This is a genomic window from Kitasatospora sp. NPDC022785, from assembly GCF_055561295.1.
Genome location: NZ_JBVHHB010000019.1, coordinates 30,364 through 50,814, shown reverse-complemented (window position 1 = coordinate 50,814; position 20,451 = coordinate 30,364). Strand labels below are relative to the sequence as shown.

General features: G+C 74.7%; 19 protein-coding genes. 8 read left to right on the top strand and 11 right to left on the bottom strand.

The window, feature by feature from the left end:
- Positions 1–393: 393 nt before the first annotated feature.
- The 5 genes from ACZ3YO_RS26290 to ACZ3YO_RS26270 all read left to right on the top strand — a co-directional run bounded on the left by ACZ3YO_RS26290 (position 394) and on the right by ACZ3YO_RS26270 (position 4,663).
- Positions 394–1,410, top strand: a complete 1,017-nt coding sequence (locus ACZ3YO_RS26290; protein WP_465548503.1) for a serine protein kinase RIO — start codon at positions 394–396, stop codon at positions 1,408–1,410.
- Between the two features lie 108 nt (positions 1,411–1,518).
- Positions 1,519–2,253 (top strand): response regulator transcription factor, encoded by a 735-nt coding sequence (locus ACZ3YO_RS26285; protein WP_465573702.1) that lies wholly within the window; start codon positions 1,519–1,521, stop codon positions 2,251–2,253.
- Positions 2,250–3,815: a sensor histidine kinase gene (locus tag ACZ3YO_RS26280; RefSeq protein ID WP_465573700.1), complete on the top strand. Its 1,566-nt coding sequence runs from the start codon at positions 2,250–2,252 to the stop codon at positions 3,813–3,815. The genes ACZ3YO_RS26285 and ACZ3YO_RS26280 overlap by 4 nt, the downstream gene beginning before the upstream one ends.
- Positions 3,816–3,998: 183 nt before the next feature.
- Positions 3,999–4,433 (top strand): hypothetical protein, encoded by a 435-nt coding sequence (locus tag ACZ3YO_RS26275; protein WP_465573697.1) that lies wholly within the window; start codon positions 3,999–4,001, stop codon positions 4,431–4,433.
- Positions 4,430–4,663, top strand: coding sequence for a hypothetical protein (locus ACZ3YO_RS26270; RefSeq protein ID WP_465573695.1), 234 nt, complete (start codon positions 4,430–4,432; stop codon positions 4,661–4,663). The genes ACZ3YO_RS26275 and ACZ3YO_RS26270 overlap by 4 nt, the downstream gene beginning before the upstream one ends.
- 140 nt (positions 4,664–4,803) lie before the next feature.
- Here ACZ3YO_RS26270 and ACZ3YO_RS26265 read toward each other — a convergent pair whose 3' ends face one another.
- From ACZ3YO_RS26265 to ACZ3YO_RS26245, 5 genes are all read right to left on the bottom strand, one after another.
- Positions 4,804–5,277: a hypothetical protein gene (locus ACZ3YO_RS26265; RefSeq protein WP_465573692.1), complete on the bottom strand. Its 474-nt coding sequence runs from the start codon at positions 5,275–5,277 to the stop codon at positions 4,804–4,806.
- Positions 5,278–5,285: 8 nt separating this feature from the next.
- Complete coding sequence (locus tag ACZ3YO_RS26260) at positions 5,286–5,504, bottom strand: hypothetical protein (protein WP_465573690.1); 219 nt, start codon at positions 5,502–5,504, stop codon at positions 5,286–5,288.
- 152 nt (positions 5,505–5,656) lie between these two features.
- On the bottom strand, positions 5,657–6,475 hold the full coding sequence (locus tag ACZ3YO_RS26255; protein ID WP_465573687.1) for an ABC transporter ATP-binding protein: 819 nt from the start codon (positions 6,473–6,475) through the stop codon (positions 5,657–5,659).
- Positions 6,476–6,558: 83 nt separating this feature from the next.
- Positions 6,559–7,584, bottom strand: a complete 1,026-nt coding sequence (locus tag ACZ3YO_RS26250) for a FecCD family ABC transporter permease (RefSeq protein ID WP_465573685.1) — start codon at positions 7,582–7,584, stop codon at positions 6,559–6,561.
- Positions 7,585–7,609: 25 nt separating this feature from the next.
- Positions 7,610–8,653, bottom strand: a complete 1,044-nt coding sequence (locus tag ACZ3YO_RS26245) for a FecCD family ABC transporter permease (RefSeq protein WP_465573682.1) — start codon at positions 8,651–8,653, stop codon at positions 7,610–7,612.
- A gap of 105 nt (positions 8,654–8,758) precedes the next feature.
- Here ACZ3YO_RS26245 and ACZ3YO_RS26240 point away from each other — a divergent pair, with 105 nt between their 5' ends.
- Both ACZ3YO_RS26240 and ACZ3YO_RS26235 read left to right on the top strand, forming a co-directional pair.
- Complete coding sequence (locus ACZ3YO_RS26240; RefSeq protein WP_465573680.1) at positions 8,759–9,790, top strand: ABC transporter substrate-binding protein; 1,032 nt, start codon at positions 8,759–8,761, stop codon at positions 9,788–9,790.
- Positions 9,790–10,668, top strand: a complete 879-nt coding sequence (locus ACZ3YO_RS26235; RefSeq protein ID WP_465573677.1) for a siderophore-interacting protein — start codon at positions 9,790–9,792, stop codon at positions 10,666–10,668. The genes ACZ3YO_RS26240 and ACZ3YO_RS26235 overlap by 1 nt, the downstream gene beginning before the upstream one ends.
- Positions 10,669–10,741: 73 nt before the next feature.
- On the opposite strand, the gene ACZ3YO_RS26230 is transcribed toward ACZ3YO_RS26235, so the two are convergent.
- The 5 genes from ACZ3YO_RS26230 to ACZ3YO_RS26210 all read right to left on the bottom strand — a co-directional run bounded on the left by ACZ3YO_RS26230 (position 10,742) and on the right by ACZ3YO_RS26210 (position 18,737).
- Positions 10,742–12,691: a hypothetical protein gene (locus ACZ3YO_RS26230; protein ID WP_465573674.1), complete on the bottom strand. Its 1,950-nt coding sequence runs from the start codon at positions 12,689–12,691 to the stop codon at positions 10,742–10,744.
- A gap of 32 nt (positions 12,692–12,723) precedes the next feature.
- On the bottom strand, positions 12,724–13,896 hold the full coding sequence (locus ACZ3YO_RS26225; protein ID WP_465573671.1) for a tryptophan 7-halogenase: 1,173 nt from the start codon (positions 13,894–13,896) through the stop codon (positions 12,724–12,726).
- The gene (locus ACZ3YO_RS26220; protein WP_465573668.1) at positions 13,893–16,922 is read right to left on the bottom strand and encodes a LodA/GoxA family CTQ-dependent oxidase; all 3,030 of its coding nucleotides are present in this window, start codon (positions 16,920–16,922) and stop codon (positions 13,893–13,895) included. The genes ACZ3YO_RS26225 and ACZ3YO_RS26220 overlap by 4 nt, the downstream gene beginning before the upstream one ends.
- 307 nt (positions 16,923–17,229) lie before the next feature.
- Positions 17,230–17,943: a hypothetical protein gene (locus ACZ3YO_RS26215; RefSeq protein ID WP_465573665.1), complete on the bottom strand. Its 714-nt coding sequence runs from the start codon at positions 17,941–17,943 to the stop codon at positions 17,230–17,232.
- 149 nt (positions 17,944–18,092) lie between these two features.
- Positions 18,093–18,737: a dihydrofolate reductase family protein gene (locus ACZ3YO_RS26210; protein WP_396324954.1), complete on the bottom strand. Its 645-nt coding sequence runs from the start codon at positions 18,735–18,737 to the stop codon at positions 18,093–18,095.
- A 331-nt stretch (positions 18,738–19,068) separates the two neighbouring features.
- On the opposite strand from ACZ3YO_RS26210, the gene ACZ3YO_RS26205 reads away from it, so the two are divergent.
- Positions 19,069–19,377 carry a hypothetical protein gene (locus ACZ3YO_RS26205; protein ID WP_465573662.1) on the top strand — a complete coding sequence of 103 codons (309 nt, stop codon included), beginning with the start codon at positions 19,069–19,071 and terminating at the stop codon, positions 19,375–19,377.
- On the opposite strand, the gene ACZ3YO_RS26200 is transcribed toward ACZ3YO_RS26205, so the two are convergent.
- Entirely contained in the window at positions 19,337–19,903 is a 567-nt protein-coding gene (locus tag ACZ3YO_RS26200) for a helix-turn-helix transcriptional regulator (RefSeq protein ID WP_465573659.1), read from the bottom strand. The genes ACZ3YO_RS26205 and ACZ3YO_RS26200 overlap by 41 nt on opposite strands.
- Between the last annotated feature and the right edge of the window lie 548 nt (positions 19,904–20,451).

Below are 20,451 nucleotides of genomic sequence, written 5' to 3'. Positions count from 1 at the left end.
ACCCGAACGAGGGACGTGTGGATGTTCGGTTGTCCCGCGTCGTGGCCGGCCGTCCCGCGGGTGCGGTGCCGCCCCTGTGCCTACCCAAGAAGGACCGGCCGACGCCTGCCGCACCCCGTGCCGGGCAGGCCGTGGCCGCTAATTCGGTTGCGTCGATCTTGAGGAGGGCTAGGCTATGGCCGTTCTCGCTGCGCAGTTGGCGTGGCCGTGGTTCCGTGTTGCCGCGTGAGGACTGACGTAGAGACCTAGAGGAGGTGTGTCCGAATGGTTGCCGCCCTGTCGCGGCGCGCTTTCGTGTGCGCGCCATACGCCTCTCTCTTCCGTCTTTCGCCCACCGGCTGACGACGCGTCGCATCCGGCGCACCGGTGGGCCGTTCCTCAGGAGCCACCGCAGTGCGCGAGCGCTTTTCCGACAGCGATTCCTTCTCCCGTATCCGTCCCAAGGGCGCACCCCGGCGCGGCCGCCGGTCCGAGCGGTTCGACGACCACGAGCCCGAGTTCACCCACTCCGGGGCCTTCGAGCCCTTCGAGTCCTCCGAGCATGTCGCGTCCGGGCCTTCCGGTTCCGGAGCCTTCGACGACCACTCCGACGACTCCGCCTTCCCCGCGCCGGCGGCCGACGGTCCGGCCGAGGGCGATCGCTGGTCCACCTGGGACCAGTCCACTCCCACCGAGAAGGGGCCCCAGCCGCGCCCCGCATGGGTGGTGACCGAACTCGCGGCCGTCGACACCGAACTCGGTATCGTCAAGACCGGCAAGGAGGCCGACGTCTTCCTCCTCGAGCGCGGCGTGCCGGGCACCGGCCGGCGCACGCTGATGGCCGCCAAGCGCTACCGCGACGCCCAGCACCGGATGTTCCACCGCGACTCCGGGTACCTGGAGGGCCGTCAGCACAAGGAGAGCCGGATCGCCAGGGCGATGGCCAAGCGCACCGCCTTCGGCAAGGAGGCCATCGCCGGGCAGTGGGCCGCCGCCGAGTTCACGGCACTGTGCCGGCTCTGGTCGGCCGGCGTGGCCGTTCCGTACCCCGTGCAGATCACGGGCACCGAGATCCTCATGGAGTTCGTCGGCGACGCGGGCGGCACGGCGGCACCGAGGCTCGCCCAAGTGCGCGCCGAGGAGGCGGACGTGGACGACCTGTGGGAGCAGCTCGGCCGCAGCCTGTCGCTGCTGGCCCGTGACGGCTACGCCCACGGGGACTTGTCGGCGTACAACATCCTGGTCCATGACGGTCGGCTGGTGATCATCGACGTGCCGCAGATCGTGGACGTGGTCGCCAACCCGCGCGGGCGCTCGTTCCTGGAGCGGGACGTGCGCAACGTCGGTGCCTGGTTCGTCGCCCGGGGGCTGCCCGAGCGGCGCGTCGGCGAGCTGGTCGAGTCGCTGGAGTTCGACGCACGGCTGGGGTGAGCCCGGTGGCCGCGGGGGAAGGCCGGCCGCCGCGCCCCGGCCAACCCCCGGCACGGGCTCGCACGATGCGTATGAGAGGGTCGGCAGCCCGGACGAGAGGAGGCGCCGATGAACGGGAGCGGGCCCGGGGCCGTGGGCGGCCCCACCGGCAGGGTGCTGGTGGTCGACGACGACGCGGCGATCCGGCGCAGCCTGGAGCGCGGCCTGCGGCTGAGCGGGTTCTCGGTGAGCCTGGCCGAGGACGGCGAGGCCGCACTCGCCGTGCTGGCGGCCGCCGCGCCGGACGTCCTGGTCCTCGACGTGTCGATGCCCGGCCTCAGCGGCGCCGAGGTCTGCCGCACCCTGCGGACCCGTGGCGACGACATCCCCGTGCTGATGCTCTCGGCCCTGGACGAGCCCGCCGACCGCGTCGCCGGGCTGCAGGCGGGGGCGGACGACTACCTGGTGAAGCCGTTCGCGCTGGAGGAACTGGTGCTGCGGTTGCGGGCGCTGCTGCGCCGCCGGCCCCCGCAACCGGATGACCGGGTGGTGGCCGGCCCGCTGGTGATCGATCCGGCAACCCGGCAGGCCCGGCTCGACGGCGAGGAACTCCGGCTGACCCGCCGGGAGTACGAGCTGCTCACCCAGCTCGCGCGCAACGCCGGCCTGGTGCTCTCCCGGGAGGTGCTGCTGGAGCGGGTCTGGGGCTACGACTTCGACGTCCGCAGCGACGCCGTCGACACCTTCGTCAGCTACCTGCGGCGCAAGATCGAGGCGGGCGGCCGGCCCCGGCTGCTCCATACCGTGCGGGGCGTCGGCTTCGTCCTGCGGATACCCGGCGGCGACGGGGCGGGGTCGCCGTGAAGCTCTCCACCCGGATCGCGCTGTGGGCGGCCGCCGTGGTGCCGCTCCTGGTGGCCCTGGCCGGGCTGTTGCTCCTGCCGCTTGTCGGCCGGGACCTGCGCCACCAGCAGGACACCCGGCTCAACGACCGGGCGGCCGCCGTCCTGCCCAACGTCCGCGCCCTCGTGGCCGCCGACAGCAAGGGCCGGCCCAAGGCCGAGCAGACCCAGCAGCGGAAGGTGCTGGACTCGGCCCTGGACGCGGGCGTGCGGGTGACCGGCCAGGACGGGTCCGTCCTGCTGTCGGTCGGTCCGCAGCCCGCCGACGCGGAGGCCTTCCCCGCCGTGCCGGGCGGTCCGGTGACTGTGCGCGACCAGGGCAGGGCCTGGCGGGTGCTGACCGTCAGGGTCGGCGCCGCGGGGGCGGCCGGCTCCGGCGGCACGCTCTGGGTGGTGGCGCCCGCGGGGCAGGCCGACAGTGAGACGGCCGCCGTCCGGCGGCGGGTGCTGCTGGTGGCGCTGGTCGCGGCGCCGGTCTCCGCGCTGATCGGGTTCGTCCTCGCCGAGCGGGCGACGGCGCCGCTGCGCCGGCTCAGCCGCCGCGCGGCCGCGCTCGACCCGGCGGCACCGGCCGCCACCAGCGGGGCGAACGGCGCCGGCGGGCCGGACACCGCCGGCGGACCGGCCGGTGCACCCCGTCCGGCCGACGCCGACGATCCTGCCGGCACCCCCGGCCCGGCCGGTCGCGGCTTCGTGGCGGAGCGGACCGGGACGACGGAGGTGGACGAGCTCTCCGCCGCGCTCGCGCTCCTCCTCGCCCGCTACGACGAGCAGGCGCAGCGCACCGCCCAGGCCCTGGACACCGCCCGCGCGTTCTCCTCCACGGCCTCGCACGAACTGCGGACCCCCCTGATGAGCCTGCGCACCAATCTGGACGTGCTGGCCGCCCACCCGGATCTGCCCGCCGCCGACCGGGCGGAGATCGTCGCCGAGCTGCGGGACGACCACGCCCGGATGCTCGACCTGCTCACGGCGCTGGCCGCGCTCGCCCGGGGCGACCTGGTCCAGGTGGACGCGTTCCGGTCGGTGGACCTCGCCGAGGTCGCCGACGCGGCGGTCGGCGAGGCCGCCCGCCGCCATCCGCAGGCGGCTTTCACGGCGGACGTCCCGCAGGAGGTGCGGGTGTTCGGCTGGGAGCCCGGACTGAGGATCATGCTCGCCAACCTGCTCGGCAATGCCGCTGTGCACGGCCGCCAGGGGCAGGAGCCGGCGCAGGTGGCGCTCCGGCTCGCGGCCGAGGGCGAGACCGTGCTGCTCACCGTGGACGATCGCGGCCCCGGGATCGGCCCGGCCGAGCGGGAGGCGGTGTTCCGCCGGTTCCACCGCCGGCGCGACAGTCCCGGCTCGGGCCTCGGCCTCACCCTGGTCGCGCAGCAGGTCGCGCTGCACCGGGGGACGGTCCGGATCACGACCCCGCCCGGCGGCGGCTGCCGGATGGAGGTCAGGCTGCCGCGGCCCCGCCCGGATGCCCCGACCATCGAGCTGCCGGCCGGCCGCGACTGGATCTCGGGCACCGGCCACTGAGCCGCCGTCCGGCTCCGCCACTGCCGCCCGCGGCTTGCCGCTTGCCGCCGGTCCCCTTCCCCGTTCCCCGTTCCACAGGGAATCCACAAAGAGCCGTCCTACTCTCCTGGCGACCGTCCCGGCACCGGCCGGCCCTTGTGCGCCCGGCCGGTGCCGGCACCCGTAACGGAGAAAGGAAGCCACATGCCCGCCAACCGTGTGTCCGTCAGCCGCAAGGCCGCCGCCCTCGGCGCCCTCGCCATCGCCGGTTCGCTGCTCGCCGCCGTGCCGGCCCATGCCGACGGGGGCGGCGGCTCGCCGTCGGGTGCCCCGACCGCCGCGGCGACGCCGAAGAGTGACGGTGCGAAGAACATCTGCAAGCGGCTGCCCAAGACCGAGGAGCGAGTCACCAAGGCGGTGAACCGGCTCAACGGCGACGCCACCGTGGTCGGCTCCGTCGCCCGCCTGCAGCAGCGGGTCACGGAGGCCAAGGCCGCCGGCCACGCCGAGATCGAGACCTACCTCACCAACCGGCTGACCGCCCGCAAGGCCCTCGTCACCACGCTGCAGGCCCGCCAGGGCGACCTCAAGGCCGTGGCGACCTGGTGCGCCGCCCACAACGAGGGGGCCGGCAAGTGACCCGCCGCCCCGCCGCCGTGCTCGCGGCGCTGGCCCTGGCGGCAGCCGCCCTCCTCGCCGGCTGTGGCCCCTCCGGATCCCACACGGGGGCCACCACCGGCTCCTCCGCGGGCAAGCAGGACGGCGGCGCGGCCGACAGCGCCCAGGCCCAGGACATGCAGCAGAAACTGGACGCCGCCGAGAGCGCCGCCGCCCAGGCGGACACCGACGCGGCAGCCGACAACGGCTGACGACGCACAAGCGTCCGCGCACGGCCGGCCACGGACGGCGTGCGGCTGACGACTGACGGCCGTCCACGCACGGCGGCCACGCACGGCGACCGGGCACAGCCGACCGCCCGTCGGAGGCGAGCCTCCGACGGGCGGTCGGTTCACGGTGCGAGACCGGCGCCGGCGCTCGCGGGCGGATCGTTCTCGTTCACGATCCGCAGCATCTCCGCCGAGGGCCTGTACTGCTCCGTCACGATCTGCGGGCAGCGCCGGCAGAGCGAGGGCCCTTCCTGGTGGAACCAGCGGCACTGCGCACGGATCGGGCATCTCGGCAGGTCCTCGACCACCTCGTCCAGCAGCACGGCGCTGCGGGCGGCGATCTGGCAGGCCGAGTCCCTGAAGTGGATGCAGCCCGACGCCTGGCATGCCCCCGCGAAGCGGAAGACCTCGCCGGGTGAGGCGGGCCGGGCCAGTTCGATGATCTCAAGGCTGACGGGCATCGCCTGCGCGGTCGGGACGACCCGCGGTGCGGCGGGTGTGCCCGCCACGACTCCGATCAGGACCGACCCCGCAGGGTCGGCCGGCGCGCTGGGGCAGAGCAGTCCCCCGCCGTCGTCGGCGTTGTCCTGCGGCATGGCGGGGTCTACCGCGGAGCCTTGAGGGGCTGGACGTTCTTCACCGCGAACTGTCCGTCGAAGCTCTGCGCCAGCGTCACCTCGAAGAGCTCCTCCGGGAAGAAGCCGGCGACGATGGGCCTGGAGATGTCGAACTCGCCAGGGGAGTTGCGGGCCGCGATCGCGATCGCGACACCCTGGGCCGCAGCCGCGGCGAGCTGTTTCGATTCAATACGGTCGGCGCTCATGAGGTTCTCCCGGTGTTGCCGTTCGCCACGGTTGGTGGCGTAGCAACGGTTGCACGGGGCTGCTGCCGTCGCACGATCTGTCACCTGTCCGAGTGCGAACCTTGCTGCCGGTCCGCGCGGTCGGGCGGCGGATGGTCCCGCCGCCCGGCCGCTCAGGGGCGGGCGCCCGACCGGGCCGTCCTGCGGGCGGCCGGGACGACCAGCGGAGTGTGCGTCTCCGGGTCGTCGATCACCCGGCAGGGGAGCCGGAAGACCTCCTCGACGAGCTCGGCGGTGACGATCCGGGCCGGCTCGCCCGCGGCCACCACCCGGCCGTCGCGCATGGCGATCAGGTGGGTGGCGTACCGGGCCGCGTGGTTGAGGTCGTGCAGGACGGCGACCAGGGTGCGGCCGCGCTCCTCGTGCAGGCGGGCGCAGAGGTCGAGGATCTCGATCTGGTGGGCGATGTCCAGGTAGGTGGTGGGCTCGTCCAGGAGCAGGAGCGCGGTCTCCTGGGCCAGCGCCATGGCGATCCAGACGCGCTGGCGCTGGCCGCCGGAGAGCTCGTCGACCAGCCGGTCGGCGAGGTCGGCGACGCCGGTGTCGGCCATCGACTCCTCGACCACCCGCTCGTCCCGGGGCGACCACTGGCGCAGCAGGCCCTGGTGGGGGTAGCGCCCGCGGGCGACCAGGTCGGCCACGGTGATCCCCTCGGGCGCGACCGAGGACTGCGGCAGCAGCCCGAGGGTGCGGGCCACCTCCTTGGCCGGCACGGTGCTGATGGACCGCCCGTCCAGGAACACGCTGCCGGCCGCCGGCTTGAGCGTGCGCGAGAGCGCTCGCAGCAGGGTGGACTTTCCGCAGGCGTTGGGGCCGACGACGACCGTGAACGACCGGTCGGGGACGGCGACCGTCAGGTGCTCGGCGATGGTCCGCCGCTCGTACGCGAGGGTGAGGTCGTGGGCGGCCAGTCGCGTTCCGGCGTCCGCCATGGTCGGTGCTCCGTCTCGTGGGGGTGGTGTTCCGTCCGGTGGGGAGGTGCCCACCGCCGTCGTATCCGGCCCGCCCGGTGCCGTCATATCCGGCCCGCCCGGCGCTCGGTGGCCAGCAGCCGGATCAGATAGCCGCCGCCGAGGACGCCGGTGACCACGCCGACCGGCAGCTGGTGGTCGGCGAACAGCCGCTGCGCGGCGAAGTCGGCGGTGACCAGCAGGGCGGCGCCGGTGGTCATGGCGGCGAGCAGGTTGGGTCCGGGGGCGCGGGTGAGCCGGCGGGCCAGCTGCGGCGCGGTGAGCGCGACGAAGGAGACCGGACCGGCGGCCGCCGCCGCGAGCGAGGAGATTAGGACGGCCGAGGAGAGCAGCATCAGGCGCAGCCGCTCGGGGTGGATGCCGAGGCCGCTCGCCGCGTCGTCCCCCATGTCCAGCACGGTCACCGCCCGCCCGCCGCCGAGCAGGACGGCCGGTCCGAGGACGGCGAGCGCGACCAGCAGCGGGGCGGCGTCGGCCCAGCCCCGCCCGTCCAGGCTGCCGGTGAGCCAGAGCATCGCGCGGGCGGAGTCGGTGAGCGACGCCCGGGTGAGCAGGTAGCCGTTGATCCCGGTGAGGATCGCGGCGGTGCCGATGCCGACCAGCACCAGCCGGTGACCGTGCACACCGTGGCGCCACGCCAGGGCGTAGATCACGGCTCCGGTGGCCAGTCCGCCGGCGGCCGCCCCGGTGGCCAGCGCGAGGCTGCTGCCGCCGGCGACCACGACCAGCAGTGCCCCGGTGGCCGCGCCCTGGGTGAAGCCGAGGATGTCGGGGCTGCCCAGCGGGTTGCGGACGAGTGACTGGAACAGCGCTCCGGCCAGCGCGAGGGCGGCGCCGACCAGCAGGGCGGTGGCCAGCCGGGGCAGCCTGAGCTCGTTGACCACGAAGTCCTCGGCGGGGGAGCCGCCACCGGTGAGGGTGCGCAGGACGTCCGCCGGGCTCAGCGGGTAGTCGCCGCTGCCGAGGGCCAGTACGCCGACCGCCAGCGCGGCGAGCGCGCAGGCCGAACCGGCGGCCAGGGCGCGGGGGCGGTAGCGGACGGAGCGGCCGCCGAACCTGATGACGCTCATAGGGACCTTCCAGTCGATCGCCGGCTCATGCGCCGACCCTCCGGCGCCGGGCGAACCAGAGGAAGAACGGGCCGCCGGCCACCGCCGTGACGATGCCGGCCTGCAGTTCTCCCGGGCGGCCGAGCAGCCGGCCGAGCACGTCGGCGCCCAGCAGCAGCACGGGCGCGAGGACCGCGCAGTAGGGGAACAGCCAGCGCAGGTCGGGCCCGGTGAGCGCGCGGACGAAGTGCGGGACCATCAGCCCGACGAAGACGATCGGGCCGCAGGCGGCCGTCGCCGACCCGCAGAGCAGGGTCACCGCGGCGATCGCGGCGGCCCTGGTCACGGCGGGTCGGGCGCCGAGGGCCCGCGCCGAGTCGTCGCCGAGGGCGAGCGCGTTGAGCGGCCGGGCCAGCGCGAACGCGAGCAGCAGGCCTGCCGCGACGAACGGCAGCACCTGGCGCGCCGTGGACGGACCGGCGCCGGCCAGTGAACCGACCGTCCAGAAGCGGATCTTGTCGAGCGAGGCGGACTCGAGCACCATGGCGGCGCTGACGAACGAGAAGAGCGTGGCGTTGAGGGCCGAGCCCGCGAGCGCGAGCCGGGCCGGGGTGGCACTGCGCCCGCCGCCGACCGCGTAGACCAGGACGGCCACGACGGCCGAGCCGGCCAGCGCGAACCAGACGTAGCCGCCGAAGGAGGTGACGCCGAGGAATCCCACGGCGGTGGCGACCGCGGCGGAGGCGCCCGCGTTGATCCCGAGCAGCCCGGGATCGGCGAGCGGATTGCGGGTCAGGGCCTGCATCACCCCTCCCGCCAGGCCGAGCGCCGCGCCGGTGAGCAGACCGAGCAGGGTGCGGGGCAGCCGCATCTCGTGCACCACCGTGTAGGCGGGTGACGCGGGGTCGGTGAGGCCGTGCCAGACCTCGGCCGGTGACAGTGGTTTGGCGCCGAAGCCGATGCTGAGGGCCAGGACGGTGAGCAGCACCAGCGCGGAGGCGGCCAGCCCCGCGGCCCGGGCGGCCCCGCGCCCGGCCGGGCGGGCACGGGCCTGGTCCCCCGGGGCCGGGAGGGAGGTGGTGACGGACAAGGTGGCTCCGGTACTTCCGAGCGGCGGGCGGGTGACGCCCGATGGTGAACTTAGGTTAGGTTAACCTATCTTCCGATTCGTCAATGCCGTGAAAGAAGCACCACCATGCCCATGCCCGGAACTGCCGACCTCTCCCGCCGTGGCCTCCTGGCCGCGGGCGGCGCCGCCACCCTCGGCGCCCTGCTCACCGCCTGTGGCGGCACGAGCCCTTCATCGTCGGCCGAGAGCGGGCCGGCCGCCGGAGGCCCGTGGAGCTTCACCGACGACCGGAAGACCACCGTCACCGCCAGGACGGTCCCGACCCGGGTGGTCGCCTTCACCGGCACCGCCGCCGCCCTCGTCGACTTCGGTGTCGACCACCGGATCGTGGGCGTCTTCGGCGAGACGAAGGCCCCGGACGGCAAGGCCGACCGGCAGGCCGGGGACGTCCGCCTCGACCAGGTCGAGATCGTCGGAAACGCCTGGGGCGAGTTCTCGGTCGAGAAGTACGCCGCGCTCCGCCCCGAACTCCTGGTCACCCACATGTACGACCCCGACGCGCTCTGGTACGTGCCGGACGAGTCGAAGGACAAGATCCTCAAGCTCGCCCCGAGCGTCGCCGTCACCACCGGCCGGGTGCCGATGACCCAGCCGATCGAGCGTTACGCCACGCTGGCCGCTTCGCTCGGCGCCGACCTGACGGCCAGGAAGGTCACCGACGCCAAGGCCCGCTTCGAGGCGGCCGCCGAGCAGCTGCGCCGGGCTGTCAGGGCCGCCGGCGGGATCAAGGTGATGGCCGCCTCCGGCAGCGCCGACCTCTTCTACGTCTCGAACCCGAAGATCGCCACCGACCTGATCTACTTCGCGGACCTCGGCGTCGACTTCGTCGTCCCCGACAAGCTGGCGGAGGGCGACTACTTCGAGGCGCTGAGCTGGGAGAACGCCGACAAGTACGCCGCGGACCTGATCATCCTCGACGCCCGCCCGACCGCGCTGCAGCCCAGGGACCTCGCGGCGAAGCCCGCCTGGGGCCGGTTGCCCGCGGTCAAGGCCGGCCAGGTCGTCGCCTGGGACGCCGTGCCGCGGTTCTCCTACGCCGGAGCGGCGCCGCTGCTGGAGAACCTCGCCAAGGCCGTCCAGGCCGCCAAGAAGCTCTGATGAAGGCCGACGAGGCCGCGGTCGCGGCCCAGTTCGGGTTCTTCGAGGCCCGCGTCGTGCGGGCCGTACGGCTCGGGCCCACCATGGCGCGCGTCACCTTCGGCGGCGAGCAGCTGACGGGCTTCGCCGGCGGCGGGCGCGACCAGAGCTTCTCGCTCTTCCTGCCGCACCCCGGGCAGCCGGCCCCGGTCCTGCCGGTCGACGCCGGCCCGGACTGGTTCGCCGCCTGGCGGGCGCTGCCGGCCGACGAGCGGGCGGTGATGCGCTCCTACACCGTCCGCGCGCACCGGCCCGAACTCGCCGAGGTGGACGTGGACTTCGCGCTGCACGGCACCGGTCTTCCAGGGGAGGCGGCCGGCCCGGCGTCCCGGTGGGCGGCGGCGGCCGGGCCCGGCGACCGGGTGATCCTGCTCGGGCCGCGCGTCGCGGACAACCGCAGCGTGGGCTTCCGGCCGCCGGAGGGCACCGACTGGGTCCTGCTGGCGGCCGACGAGACCGCACTGCCCGCCGTCGGCGCGATCCTGGAGTGGCTGCCGGCCGGCACCAGGGTGAGGGCGTGGATCGAGGTGCCGCACGCCCGGGACGTCCAGGACCTGCCGGCCGGGGCGGACGCGGAGCTCACCTGGCTGGTCCGCGACCCCGCCCACCGGGGTGGGCTGCTCGACGCCGTCCGGGCGGCCCGGTTGCCCGCGGGCGCGCCGTACGCGTGGATCGCGGGCGAGTCCGGGGTGGTGCGGGCCTTGCGGCGCCACCTGGTCGGCGAGCGCGGCCTCGACCGGCGGGCCGTCGACTTCTCCGGCTACTGGCGGCGCGGCGCGTCCGAGGAGCAGCTCAGGGAGGAGGCGTCGGCCCTGGCCGACCCGGCCGGCGGGGAGTGATCCCGGCGCCCCGGGAGCAGCGGCCACCGCGGGGCCGGCCGTTCCCGGGGCCGGCCCCGCGGAGGAGGTCCGCTCAGACCTGGATCTCCTGGATGTCGGCTGCCGTGCTCGTGAACCCGTTGGTCGAGATGATCCTCAGCTGGACCTGGTCGCCCGGGCGGAACTGGCTGCGATCCACCTGGATCGTCGGGTCCTTCAGACCGACGCCGATCGTCTGCCACGTGGCGCCGCTGTCGGTGCTGACCTGTGCGGTGAAGGTCTGGCCGGCCTCCGGTCCCCTGTCGAAGTCCAGCGCCAGCCCGAACGCCCCGGCCGCGGCGCTCGCGTGGCGGGCGGCGCGCAGGGCCGGCGGTGCGCCGCCGGGGCGGAAGGTGTCCACGACCTGGCCGCCGACGACCAGCTCGATCGCCTCCGGGCTGGCCCCGACCGGCACGACGGTGTCCACCAGGCCGGTGCGGTCGTCGTTCGGGCCCAGCTCGGAGGCGAGCTTGACCGGGACCGGGATCTCGCGCGGCGGTGCGCCGTCCGTCTGCCGGATCCGCAGGACCACCCGGGTCCCGCCGTTCGGGCCGGCGGCCTCACCGTCCGGACCGGCCGTACCGCCGGGCTGGGCGGGTTGCGCGGCCAGTGGCGTCACCGGATTGACGAAACGGATGCCGCCCTCGCGCCGGCTGAGGTTCACCGTGCCGACGACGCTGACGAGTTGCTCGGCCTCCGGAGCGGCTCCGGCCGCCCGGAGCGCGGGCTCGGCCGCCGGTTGAGGCGCGAGGCTGACGGACAGCTTCGGGAACCGCTCGTCGGGGCGGCCTCCCCCGGGCCGGGGAGGCCCGGCGACCGGGACGACGGTGAGCTGGGCGGCGGTGAGCGGGGCGGCGGCGGACACCGGGGTGTCCTCGGGCAGCGGGGCACCGGCCACGAGCGAGTCCTCGGCGGCCAGCCGCCGGCGGATGCCCTCGTAGGTGTAGCTGCTCATCCACTGGCGGTCGCAGTAGGTCATCACGTCGTGCCACTGCATCCCCGGCCTGGCCTTCATCGGCAGGTTCAGCGCCGGGTCGCCCACGTCGAACCCGACGAAGGTGTCCGGCCCGTCGGCGAGTTGCCCGCTCTGGAAGGGGTAGCCCTGCCGGTCGTCCGGGGACTCACCGCAGAAGCCGGGGTGCCGGCGGCCGAAGGTGTGGCCGAGTTCGTGGCCGCCGTACCAGTCGCCGTAGGTGCCGTCGAAGTCCCAGCCGAACGGCGCCGAACCGCACGGCGACGAGGCGACGACGCTCGGGTCGGCCGCCACGGGGAGGCCGGAGGAGCACCCCCGCAGGAAGAACCCGCCGTCGGCGACCTGGCCGATGTAGTGGGTGCGCCGGTCACCGCCGGCACTGATGTCCAGGTTGCGGATGGCCGCGAGCTGGGCGTTGGTGTCCTCACACGTGAAGGGTGGTGTGGCGGTGGCGTCGATGACGGCGTGTGAGCTGATGACCTCGGCCACCGGGTAGGCGCGTTTGAGCCAGCTGACCAGGGCGTTGAAGTCCAGGTCCCGCGGGGTGAAGGTGCCCGGCGGGTCCGTCGTGCTGTAGCGCAGTCCGAGGACGCGGATCCGCAGCGGCGGGCCGCTGCGGAACAGCACGGTCGGGCCGGCGCCGGTGGCACCGAGCGGGAGGACGGCACCGGTCAGTGCATCACTGAGGGTCACCGAGCTCACGCTGAGTGCCCCTTCCGCCGTCAGCGTGGGCGGCACGATGAAGTTGAGGCTCAGGTCCGCGTCGGCGCGGCGGGCGGCGAGGTCCTGGGCGGCGTCGGGGTCGAGGGCGATGGTGTTGACCGATGTCACCTTGACGCCGGGGTCCGTCGTCGACCGGATCAGCGTGACGGTACCGCGCACACCGGCGGCGGGTCCGCTGGTGCCGCTCACGTAGACGCGGATCACGGTGACCTTGCCGGCGATCAGGGCGACGCGGTGCTGGAGGTCCTGCACCGACTGGGTGACCTCCGTGGCGTCCCAGACGGCATGCGTCGGAGCTGGAGCTGTCATGACTGCCCCCATGGACAAGTGGTCGGGTTCTTTCAGGCTATGCCGGACGGGGCTCCGGCGCCCGCCCGCCGGCGCTGCCAGAAAGCGCTGAGCGGCCAACGTCGCTCCTGGTCGTACGAGTACGCATGGTTTCTCCGGTACGCGTCCGCGACGCCGTCCAGGAACGCCGTGTAGTCGGCGAGCGCGGCGGCCGTCGGGCCGGGGGCGGCCAGGCACGCCGCCACGGTCTGCCCCGCGCGGGCGCCGGTGTGCAGCGCGGTGAGGATGCCCTGCGAGGAGAGCGGGTCGAAGGCGAGGGCGGCGTCCCCGGCCGCCACCCAGCCGGGGCCGGCGGCCGGGCTCAGCCGCAGGCCGTGGGCGGGCGTCCAGCGCGGCACGGCGGTCGCGGCGGGGTCGTAGCCGGCCAGCCGCCGCCGTACGTGCTCGGTGCGGGTGATGCCGTGCCAGAAGCCGTGGGGTGTCCGCAGGGCAGGGTCGGCGAGGTCGGCGTCGGTCAGGTGGGCGACCAGGCGTCCGGCCGGGGTCAGGGTGGTGTACCACCAGCCGTGCGGTGCCGCCTCGACGAGCGTGCGCGCCTCGGCGTCCCGCGGCTGCGCCGGCTCCGCGGCGCCGGGATCGCGGAACACGGCGTACGCGGCGACGAGCCGGTCCTGCCGGTGGCGGTGGCCGTACCGGCGGCCGATGACGCAGCGCCGGCCGGTGGCGTCGACCGTCCAGCGGCTCTGCAGCTCCGTCACGGCGCCGGTGTCGCGCTCACGGACGGTCAGGAGGCCGCCGGCGTGCTTCAGCACGGTGGCCCGCCGCAGCTCGGCGCCGGCCGCCACGGCCGCGTCCCGGAGGAAGGCGTCGAAGCGGAGCCGGTCGAGGTGCCAGCCGTGCCCGTACGGGTCGAAGAGGTGGCTGCGACCGTGCAGCGCCGCCGAACCCCAGGCCGCGTACGTCCCCGTGGACGGGGGGTGGCCGGCGGCCAGGAAGCCGTCCAGCAGCCCGAGATCGCGCAGCAGCGGGCGGGCGGCGGGCGGCAGGGACTCACCGATCTTGAACGCGCCCCGGCGGCCGGCGGCCGACGGGGACCGCCCGCCGGGGTCGAGGAGCAGGACGCGCCGGCCCGCGGCCGCCAGGACCAGCGCCGCGACCGCGCCCGCCGGGCCGCCGCCGGCCACGGCGGCGTCGACGGGCCCGGACGGGCGCGGGCGGACCGTCACCGGTGGCGCCGGAAGCGTTTGACCTTGTCGATGAAGCCCGCCGACACCTCCTCGTCGGGCAGCTCCGCCATGGTGACGGCGGTGGCCATCGCGGCCTCGCCGAGCACCGGGTCGGCGCCGAGCGGTACGTGCACGGCGACCAGGTTGCGCCGGGCGGGCGGAGCGGGCTCGGGCGGGAAGCTCACCTCGGACTCGACCAGCAGCTCCGCCGGCAGCCGGGGGTCGTCGGTCGGCCCGGGGCGGCGCTCGACCAGACCGAGCTTGCCGAAGTCCGTCACCATGGCGTTGATGGCGTCGACGTAGCGCGGGGGGAGCCAGCGGAGCCAGGCCCGCCGGTTCCCGAAGGCCGCCAGGCGCTCGGCCATGGGCCGGGAGGTGTCCATCACGATCGCGTACTCCTCCTCGGCGATCACGTGGTTGGGCACCCGGGCCGGCCAGAAGGTGGGGAGGTACGGGTCGTAGATGCCGAAGCCGGAGAGGTACTCGTAGCCCGAGCGGCAGCTCGCGGTGTCGGTCTGCCAGGGCACGGCCATCCACCGGGTCAGGTCACCCGGCCGCTGGGCGTAGAGCGGTCCGTCGAAGGAGAGGGCGGTCTGCGGGGTGAGCTTCGGTCCGTAGGCGGGCGGGGGCGGCAGGTCCGGATCGCGCCGGCGCACCCGGAAGGGGCTGCTGTACAGGGTGGTGTGGCGCATCGGCCAGGTGAGTTCGCAGCCGGGGTGGAAGGCGTCGGCGAGACAGAACGACAGCGCGGCCCGGTCGAGCGTCTGGGGCCGCTCGGCGAACGGCACCTGGTCGAGGGAGGCGGGCGGCGTGGCCTGCGGGTCGTGGTCGGCGGCGAAGTCCCCGCCGGCCCAGCGCTCCAGGAGGCGGTACTGGAGCGGGGAGAGCGTCACGTGCTGGCGTACCGACTCGGCCGGTACGTTCATCGCGTCGCCGTAGACCCCCGGCCACGGCACCGGGGACGTGCCGTCGCGGTCGTAGTTGCGGATCGTGAGCCAGACCTGCCGGCGCAGCTCCTCGTGGACGGGCGAGGGGTCCGCCAGCGCGGCGAGGGTGTCGGGGGCGAGGAGGTCCTCCCGCCCGCCGTGCCCCAGCTGGACCGCCACACCCTGGTTGACCCACTGCAGGTCGCAGAGGCGGCGCAGGACGGGCAGCACGTCGCGGGTGAAGGACGGCTGCCGCGGTTCGGGGAGGACGCCGGCGGTGACGAAGACGTCGCGGACCAGGTCGTACATCGTCCGCACCGAGGTGAGTTCGGGCGCGTAGTTGGGCGGTGCGGTGACCACCCAGCCCGGCTCGACCGGGATGGGCCGGCCGTCGATGCTGACCTCGGCGGTGACCGGGCCGTCGGAGACGTCGTCGTGCCAGCCGTCGTTGTTGGCGAAGGTGTCGGCGGGGGTGTCGGTGGCCGACGCGGACACGCCCCGGCCGCCGAGGAAGATCAGCCGGCCGCTCTCGTCGGTGCGCAGCTCGCCGAGGTAGACCGGCCGGTCCAGGAAGGTGCCGGTGTCGAAGAGGTGCTCGGGGCCGCCGGCCCGGTTGCGGCCGCGCACCGACCGGATGCCGGGGTCGATGACCAGCCGCTTGCGCCGGTTGGCGGGGACCTTGGGATTGCGCAGGTTGCTGTCCTCGGTCTTGTCCGCCTCCGGGATGTCGAGGGCCAGCTGGAACTGGTACCAGGCGGCCTTCGAGTTGACGACGTGCACGGTCCAGCGCAGGTCCGCGTTGTCGGCGGTCAGCTCGGCGACCGGTTCGCCGGCGGCGTTGTAGCCGTACACCCGGAACCGGACGGCCTGCCGCTTCAGGGCTCCGGTGGCGTCCTTGTAGCTCCCGGTGGGCAGCGGGGCCGGGTGGTCGACCTCGGGGGCGAGCACGTACTCGTCCGCGCTGTCGCCGACCCGGGCCACGCCGATCGCCGGGTGCACGGCGGCCCGGACGATCCGGGTGTCGCGGGCGGGCGGCGGCGTGATCTGCGGGCGGGCCGGGCCGGGCTCGGCCGCCGGGACGCCGTTGACGTCGCGGCGCTGTTCGGCCGAGGCCTGGTAGACCGTCCTGCGGACCTCGGCGATGCTGCCCACCGGTCGGTGCTCGGCGAGGCTGTGCCACGGGTTGTAGGCGAGGTTCTCGCCGTACGTGGACTGGCCCCGGGCGGTGACGTCCTGCTTCTGGAGGGTCAGCCGGGCCACCTTCACCGGTTCGCTCTCGGACTCCTCCCAGCGCACGGTGGCCTGGTCCAGCGGCATGCGTTGCGGGTCGGTGCGGAACTGCAGCAGCAGGTCGAAGGCCGCCGTTCCCGCCGAGAGGCGGTGGCGCAGGTCGGCGCCCAGGTACGCGGGATCCTCGTCGGGGGGCACCGCCGCAGGATCGCCGGGTTCACAACCGGCGGGCACCAGCTTGTACTTGACGAACCGCTCGGGGCCGAAGGCGTAGGGCAGCACACCCCAGTACGTCGCGGTGAGCACGCTCTCCTCGAACGTGGCCATCGCGTCGAGGATCTCCTGGGTGACCGGGTGGTCCCGCAGGTACGGCTCGTAGCTGCCGTCGACGACACCGGCCCTGGTGAACTCGCACATGTCCTGGGCGGTGTCGACGAAGAATACGTCGTGGTTCTGCAGCAGCAGGTCCTGGGTGCCGGCCTCGGTGTCGCCGTCCAGCAGCTTCGGGCCGGGCACGCCGAAAAGCTTGATGCCGATGCCGAGGGTGGTGTTGAGGTCGGGGCTGCCGGGCACGGTGTCGCTGGAGAAACGCACCCAGGTGGTCAGGCCGCCGGTCTGTTCGTGGGCGGCCTTGAGGAACCCGACGCGCAGGTCGGGCGGCAGGTCGGCGGAGACCGTCAGCACTCCGCGGGCCACACCGTGCGGCTTGAGGAACACCGGCCGCCTGACGGGGTCCTGGCCGCGGGAGATGCGGCCGCCCTGGGTCAGGTCGACGAACATCTGCTTCAGCGCGGCGGCCGCGTCCTCGGCGCAGCCCGGTAGCGGCGGAGGTCCTGCGTTCTCGTCGAAGGGTGCGGGGGTCCCGATCATGTTGTGCTCCGATCCGTGCAGCGGTCTGCCGGTCCGGAGGCCGTGCCTCCGTCCGTCCCCGGTCCAGCGTGCACAAACCTGTGAGGACCAGCGCGCCGACGTACGCCCGAACCGAGCACAGACCGGGCCGGCGGCGGGCCGGCTCACTCCAATCGGCCATCAGCGGTCGCATGTCCGGGTCCCGTGGTGGAAGCGTCGTCGGGCGCCCACCGGTCCGCGGTGGCGAGGCCGCGGCGGCCGGCCCGGCACCAGGGTCCGAGGGGCGGGGTCGTCGGGGCGGGGCCCGCGGGCCCCGCCCCGGGGCGGATCAGCAGGAGGCGGCGGCGGCGGGCAGCGCCAGCCCGGCGGTCACGATGCGGTCGCCCGGCACGATGACGTTCTGGTCGTACGGCGCGGTGGGCGGCGGGTTCGGCGTGACCATGGTGAACTTCGCCGGGAGCTCCGCCTCCCGGACGGCTTCGCCCAGGTGCACCACGGACAGCACGCCGGTGCAGTGCGGGGTCGCCGGGGGCACGCTGCCCGCCATGACGCCGTTGGCCCTACCGACCGCCACCCCGACCGGGTCCAGGGGCGTGTACGAGAACGAGAACTGCGACCCCGGCGCCGTGCCGGTGCGGGCGAGCCGCACCGAGAACCGGGTGATGGTGACGGCCACCGGACGGCAGGGCCGTTCGTCGGTGCGGGTGTCGAGGTGGAGGCCGTCCAATCGCATGAAGAGCCCGGGATCGATGATGCGCGCGGTGCCGGGAAGGCGGGCCAGATAGCCCCTGACGGTCGTGTCACCGACCATCGAGGTGTCGAAACAGGTTTCGCTCGGCGACGGTGCGGGCGCCGACGCCGTGCTGCCGGCCGCTGCGGCCGACGCCGTCGGCGAGGCGGTCCCGATCGCGGCCGGTGACGACGAACCGGCCCCCGCGGCGCCGTCGGCGGCGCCCGACGAGCAGCCGGTGACCGCCAGGGCCACCACCGCCACCGAGGCACCGAGCGCCCTCACGGACCGGCCGATGTGCTTGGTGCGCATCCCCACGCCCTCGTGGAACTACGCCGATCGTGCAGAAATCCGCTCCGGGGATGGGCAGTTCACCTCGATCCGGTGCATGCACCGGCGGGCGCCCGGCGTCGGTACCCCGGCGTGGGCCCGCTCCACGCGGTGACTCGACGGCACGCCGGTCAGACGCGGGTGAAGGTCACGTGCGTCACGCCGCTCGGGCTGGTCACCGACTCGGTGCGGAACCGCTCTTCGAGCCCTTCGAGTCCCTCCCAGAGCCGTTCGCCGCGGCCGAGGACGATCGGCACCACGACGACGTGCAGGTGGTCGACCAGGTCGGCGGCCAGAAAGGCGCGGACGGTGCTGGGCCCGCCGCCGATCCGGACGTCCAGGCCGCCGGCGGCCGCCCGGGCCTGGCGGAGCGCCTCCTCCGGGGTGGCGTCGACGAAGTGGAAGGTGGTGCCGCCCGCCATCTCCACCGTGGGCCGCGGATGGTGGGTCAGCACGAAGACCGGGGTGTGGAACACCGGGTCCGGCCCCCACCAGCCGGTCCAGTCGTGATTCTCCCAGGGGCCTCGCTGCGGGCCGAACTTGTTCCGCCCCATGATCTCGGCACCGATGCCGTCGCCCCAGGCCCGGGCCATCGCGTCGTCCACACCGGTGTCGCCGCCCTCCTGGCCCTGCATCCGGCGGAACGTCCTGGTGTGGAAGAACCAGCGGTGGAGGTGGTCACCGGCGTGGCCGAAGGGGGCCTCCAGGCTCTGCCCCTCGCCGGTCCCGTAACCGTCGAGCGAGACCGAGAAGTTGTGGACGCGGACCAGGGACACGGCAGGACCTCCGGCGTTCGGCACTCCGGCACGGGCGGGCCGCACCGGCCGGAGCCCGAGGCTATCCCGCCTGCGCAGGGTTTCCCGGCGACCGACCCGCCCACAAGGCTGCCGAGTCGGGGGCGATCCGGCGGGCCGCCCGGCTGCCGTCGTCGCCCGCCGTCGTCGCCCGCCGCACCGGTCGAACAGCACGCCGACCCATGACCGGCAGGCCCATGACCGACAGGCCGATGACCGGTCACATTACGTCGGCACGACTGATGCCTGTCGGTCGGCGCCGGGCCTACCGTCAAGGACGTCACCCCGCCTCCTCTGACCGAAAGCAGGTCGTGTGCGCCGTCTCACCTACTTCGTCGGCACCAGCCTCGACGGCTTCATCGCCGGCCCGGAGGGGCAGTTCGACTTCTTCCCCTTCGAGGGCGACCTCGCCGCCGTACTCCTGGCCGAGTACCCCGAGACCGTCCCGGTCCAGGGCCGCGGGCCGTTGGGCACCGACGGGGCCGCCGACCGGAGGTCCGACACGGTCCTGATGGGCCGCGGCACCTACGAGCCCGGTCTCGCGGTCGGCGTCACCAGCCCCTATCCGCACTGTACCGGCCTCATGAGGCCAGCAGCGTGGCGAGTTCGGTGCGGGAGCTGACACCCAGCTTGGGGAACGCGCGGTAGAGGTGGTGTCCGACGGTGCGGGGGCTCAGGAACAGCTGCGTGGCGATCTCCCGGTTGCCCGCGCCGGACGCCGCCAGCCGGACGACCTCGCGTTCCTGCGGGCTGAGCAGGCTGATCGGCTCGTCCCGGCGGGCGGTCAGCCCCGTCTCCCCGCCCGCGGCTCCGGGCCAGGGCGGAGAGGGCGGGCTGCCCCAGCGCGGGGGCCATTCCCCGAGCAGCCGGGCCGGCTCCGTCGCCCGTTCCGGGCGGCCGGCGCGTCCCGCCGCCTCGACGAGGTCCGGCAGCAGGGGCAGGGAGAGCAGCGGGTAGGCCGCCTCGCGCCGTGCCGACTCCAGTGGTTCCAGCGCGGCCTCCGCCCGGCCCAGGCCGAGTCGGAGCAGACCCAGCGCCCACAGGGCGTCCGCCGCACCGCGTCCCACCCCGCGCGGTCGCGTGTACTCCAGGGCTTCGCCGGCCAGGGCGCGGGCCTGCTCCTCCTGTCCCCGCAGGCCCGCCAGCATCGCCAGGGTGGTGCGCAGACGGGCGGCCCGGTGGGCCAGGTCGTGGTACTCGGCCAGCTGGAGCCCCTCGGTGGCGTGCGCGGACGCCTCGTCATGGCTGCCAAGGGCCAGTTCGGTCTGGGCGAGCAGGTGGAGCGTGGTGGGAAGCCAACCGCTGATGCCCTGCTCGCGGCAGTGGGCGACGGCTCAGGCGGCGGCCTCCCGCGCGGCCGGGTGGTCGCCGGCCAGCTGGCAGGAGATCCCGGTCATCAGCCGGTCCATGACGCCCGTGGCCGGCTCCCGGCAGCTCGCCACGAGCGCTCGCAGCGCGCAGAGCGCGCAGCACCGCCTGGGTGGCGTCGGGAAGCCGTCGGATCTGCTCCAGGAAGCCGTCCCGGATCCGGCTCGGCGGCCCGGCGGCCGCCTCGGGGAGCGCCAGCGGGCCCAGCCGTCCGGCGCGCTGGGCCGGGGTGAGCGCGGCCGCCAGCTCGACCCCCTGTTCCGATCGCCCCGCCCAGGCCCGGCGAGACCGTGTGACAGCAGCCGGGAGGCCGCGTCGATGATCCTCC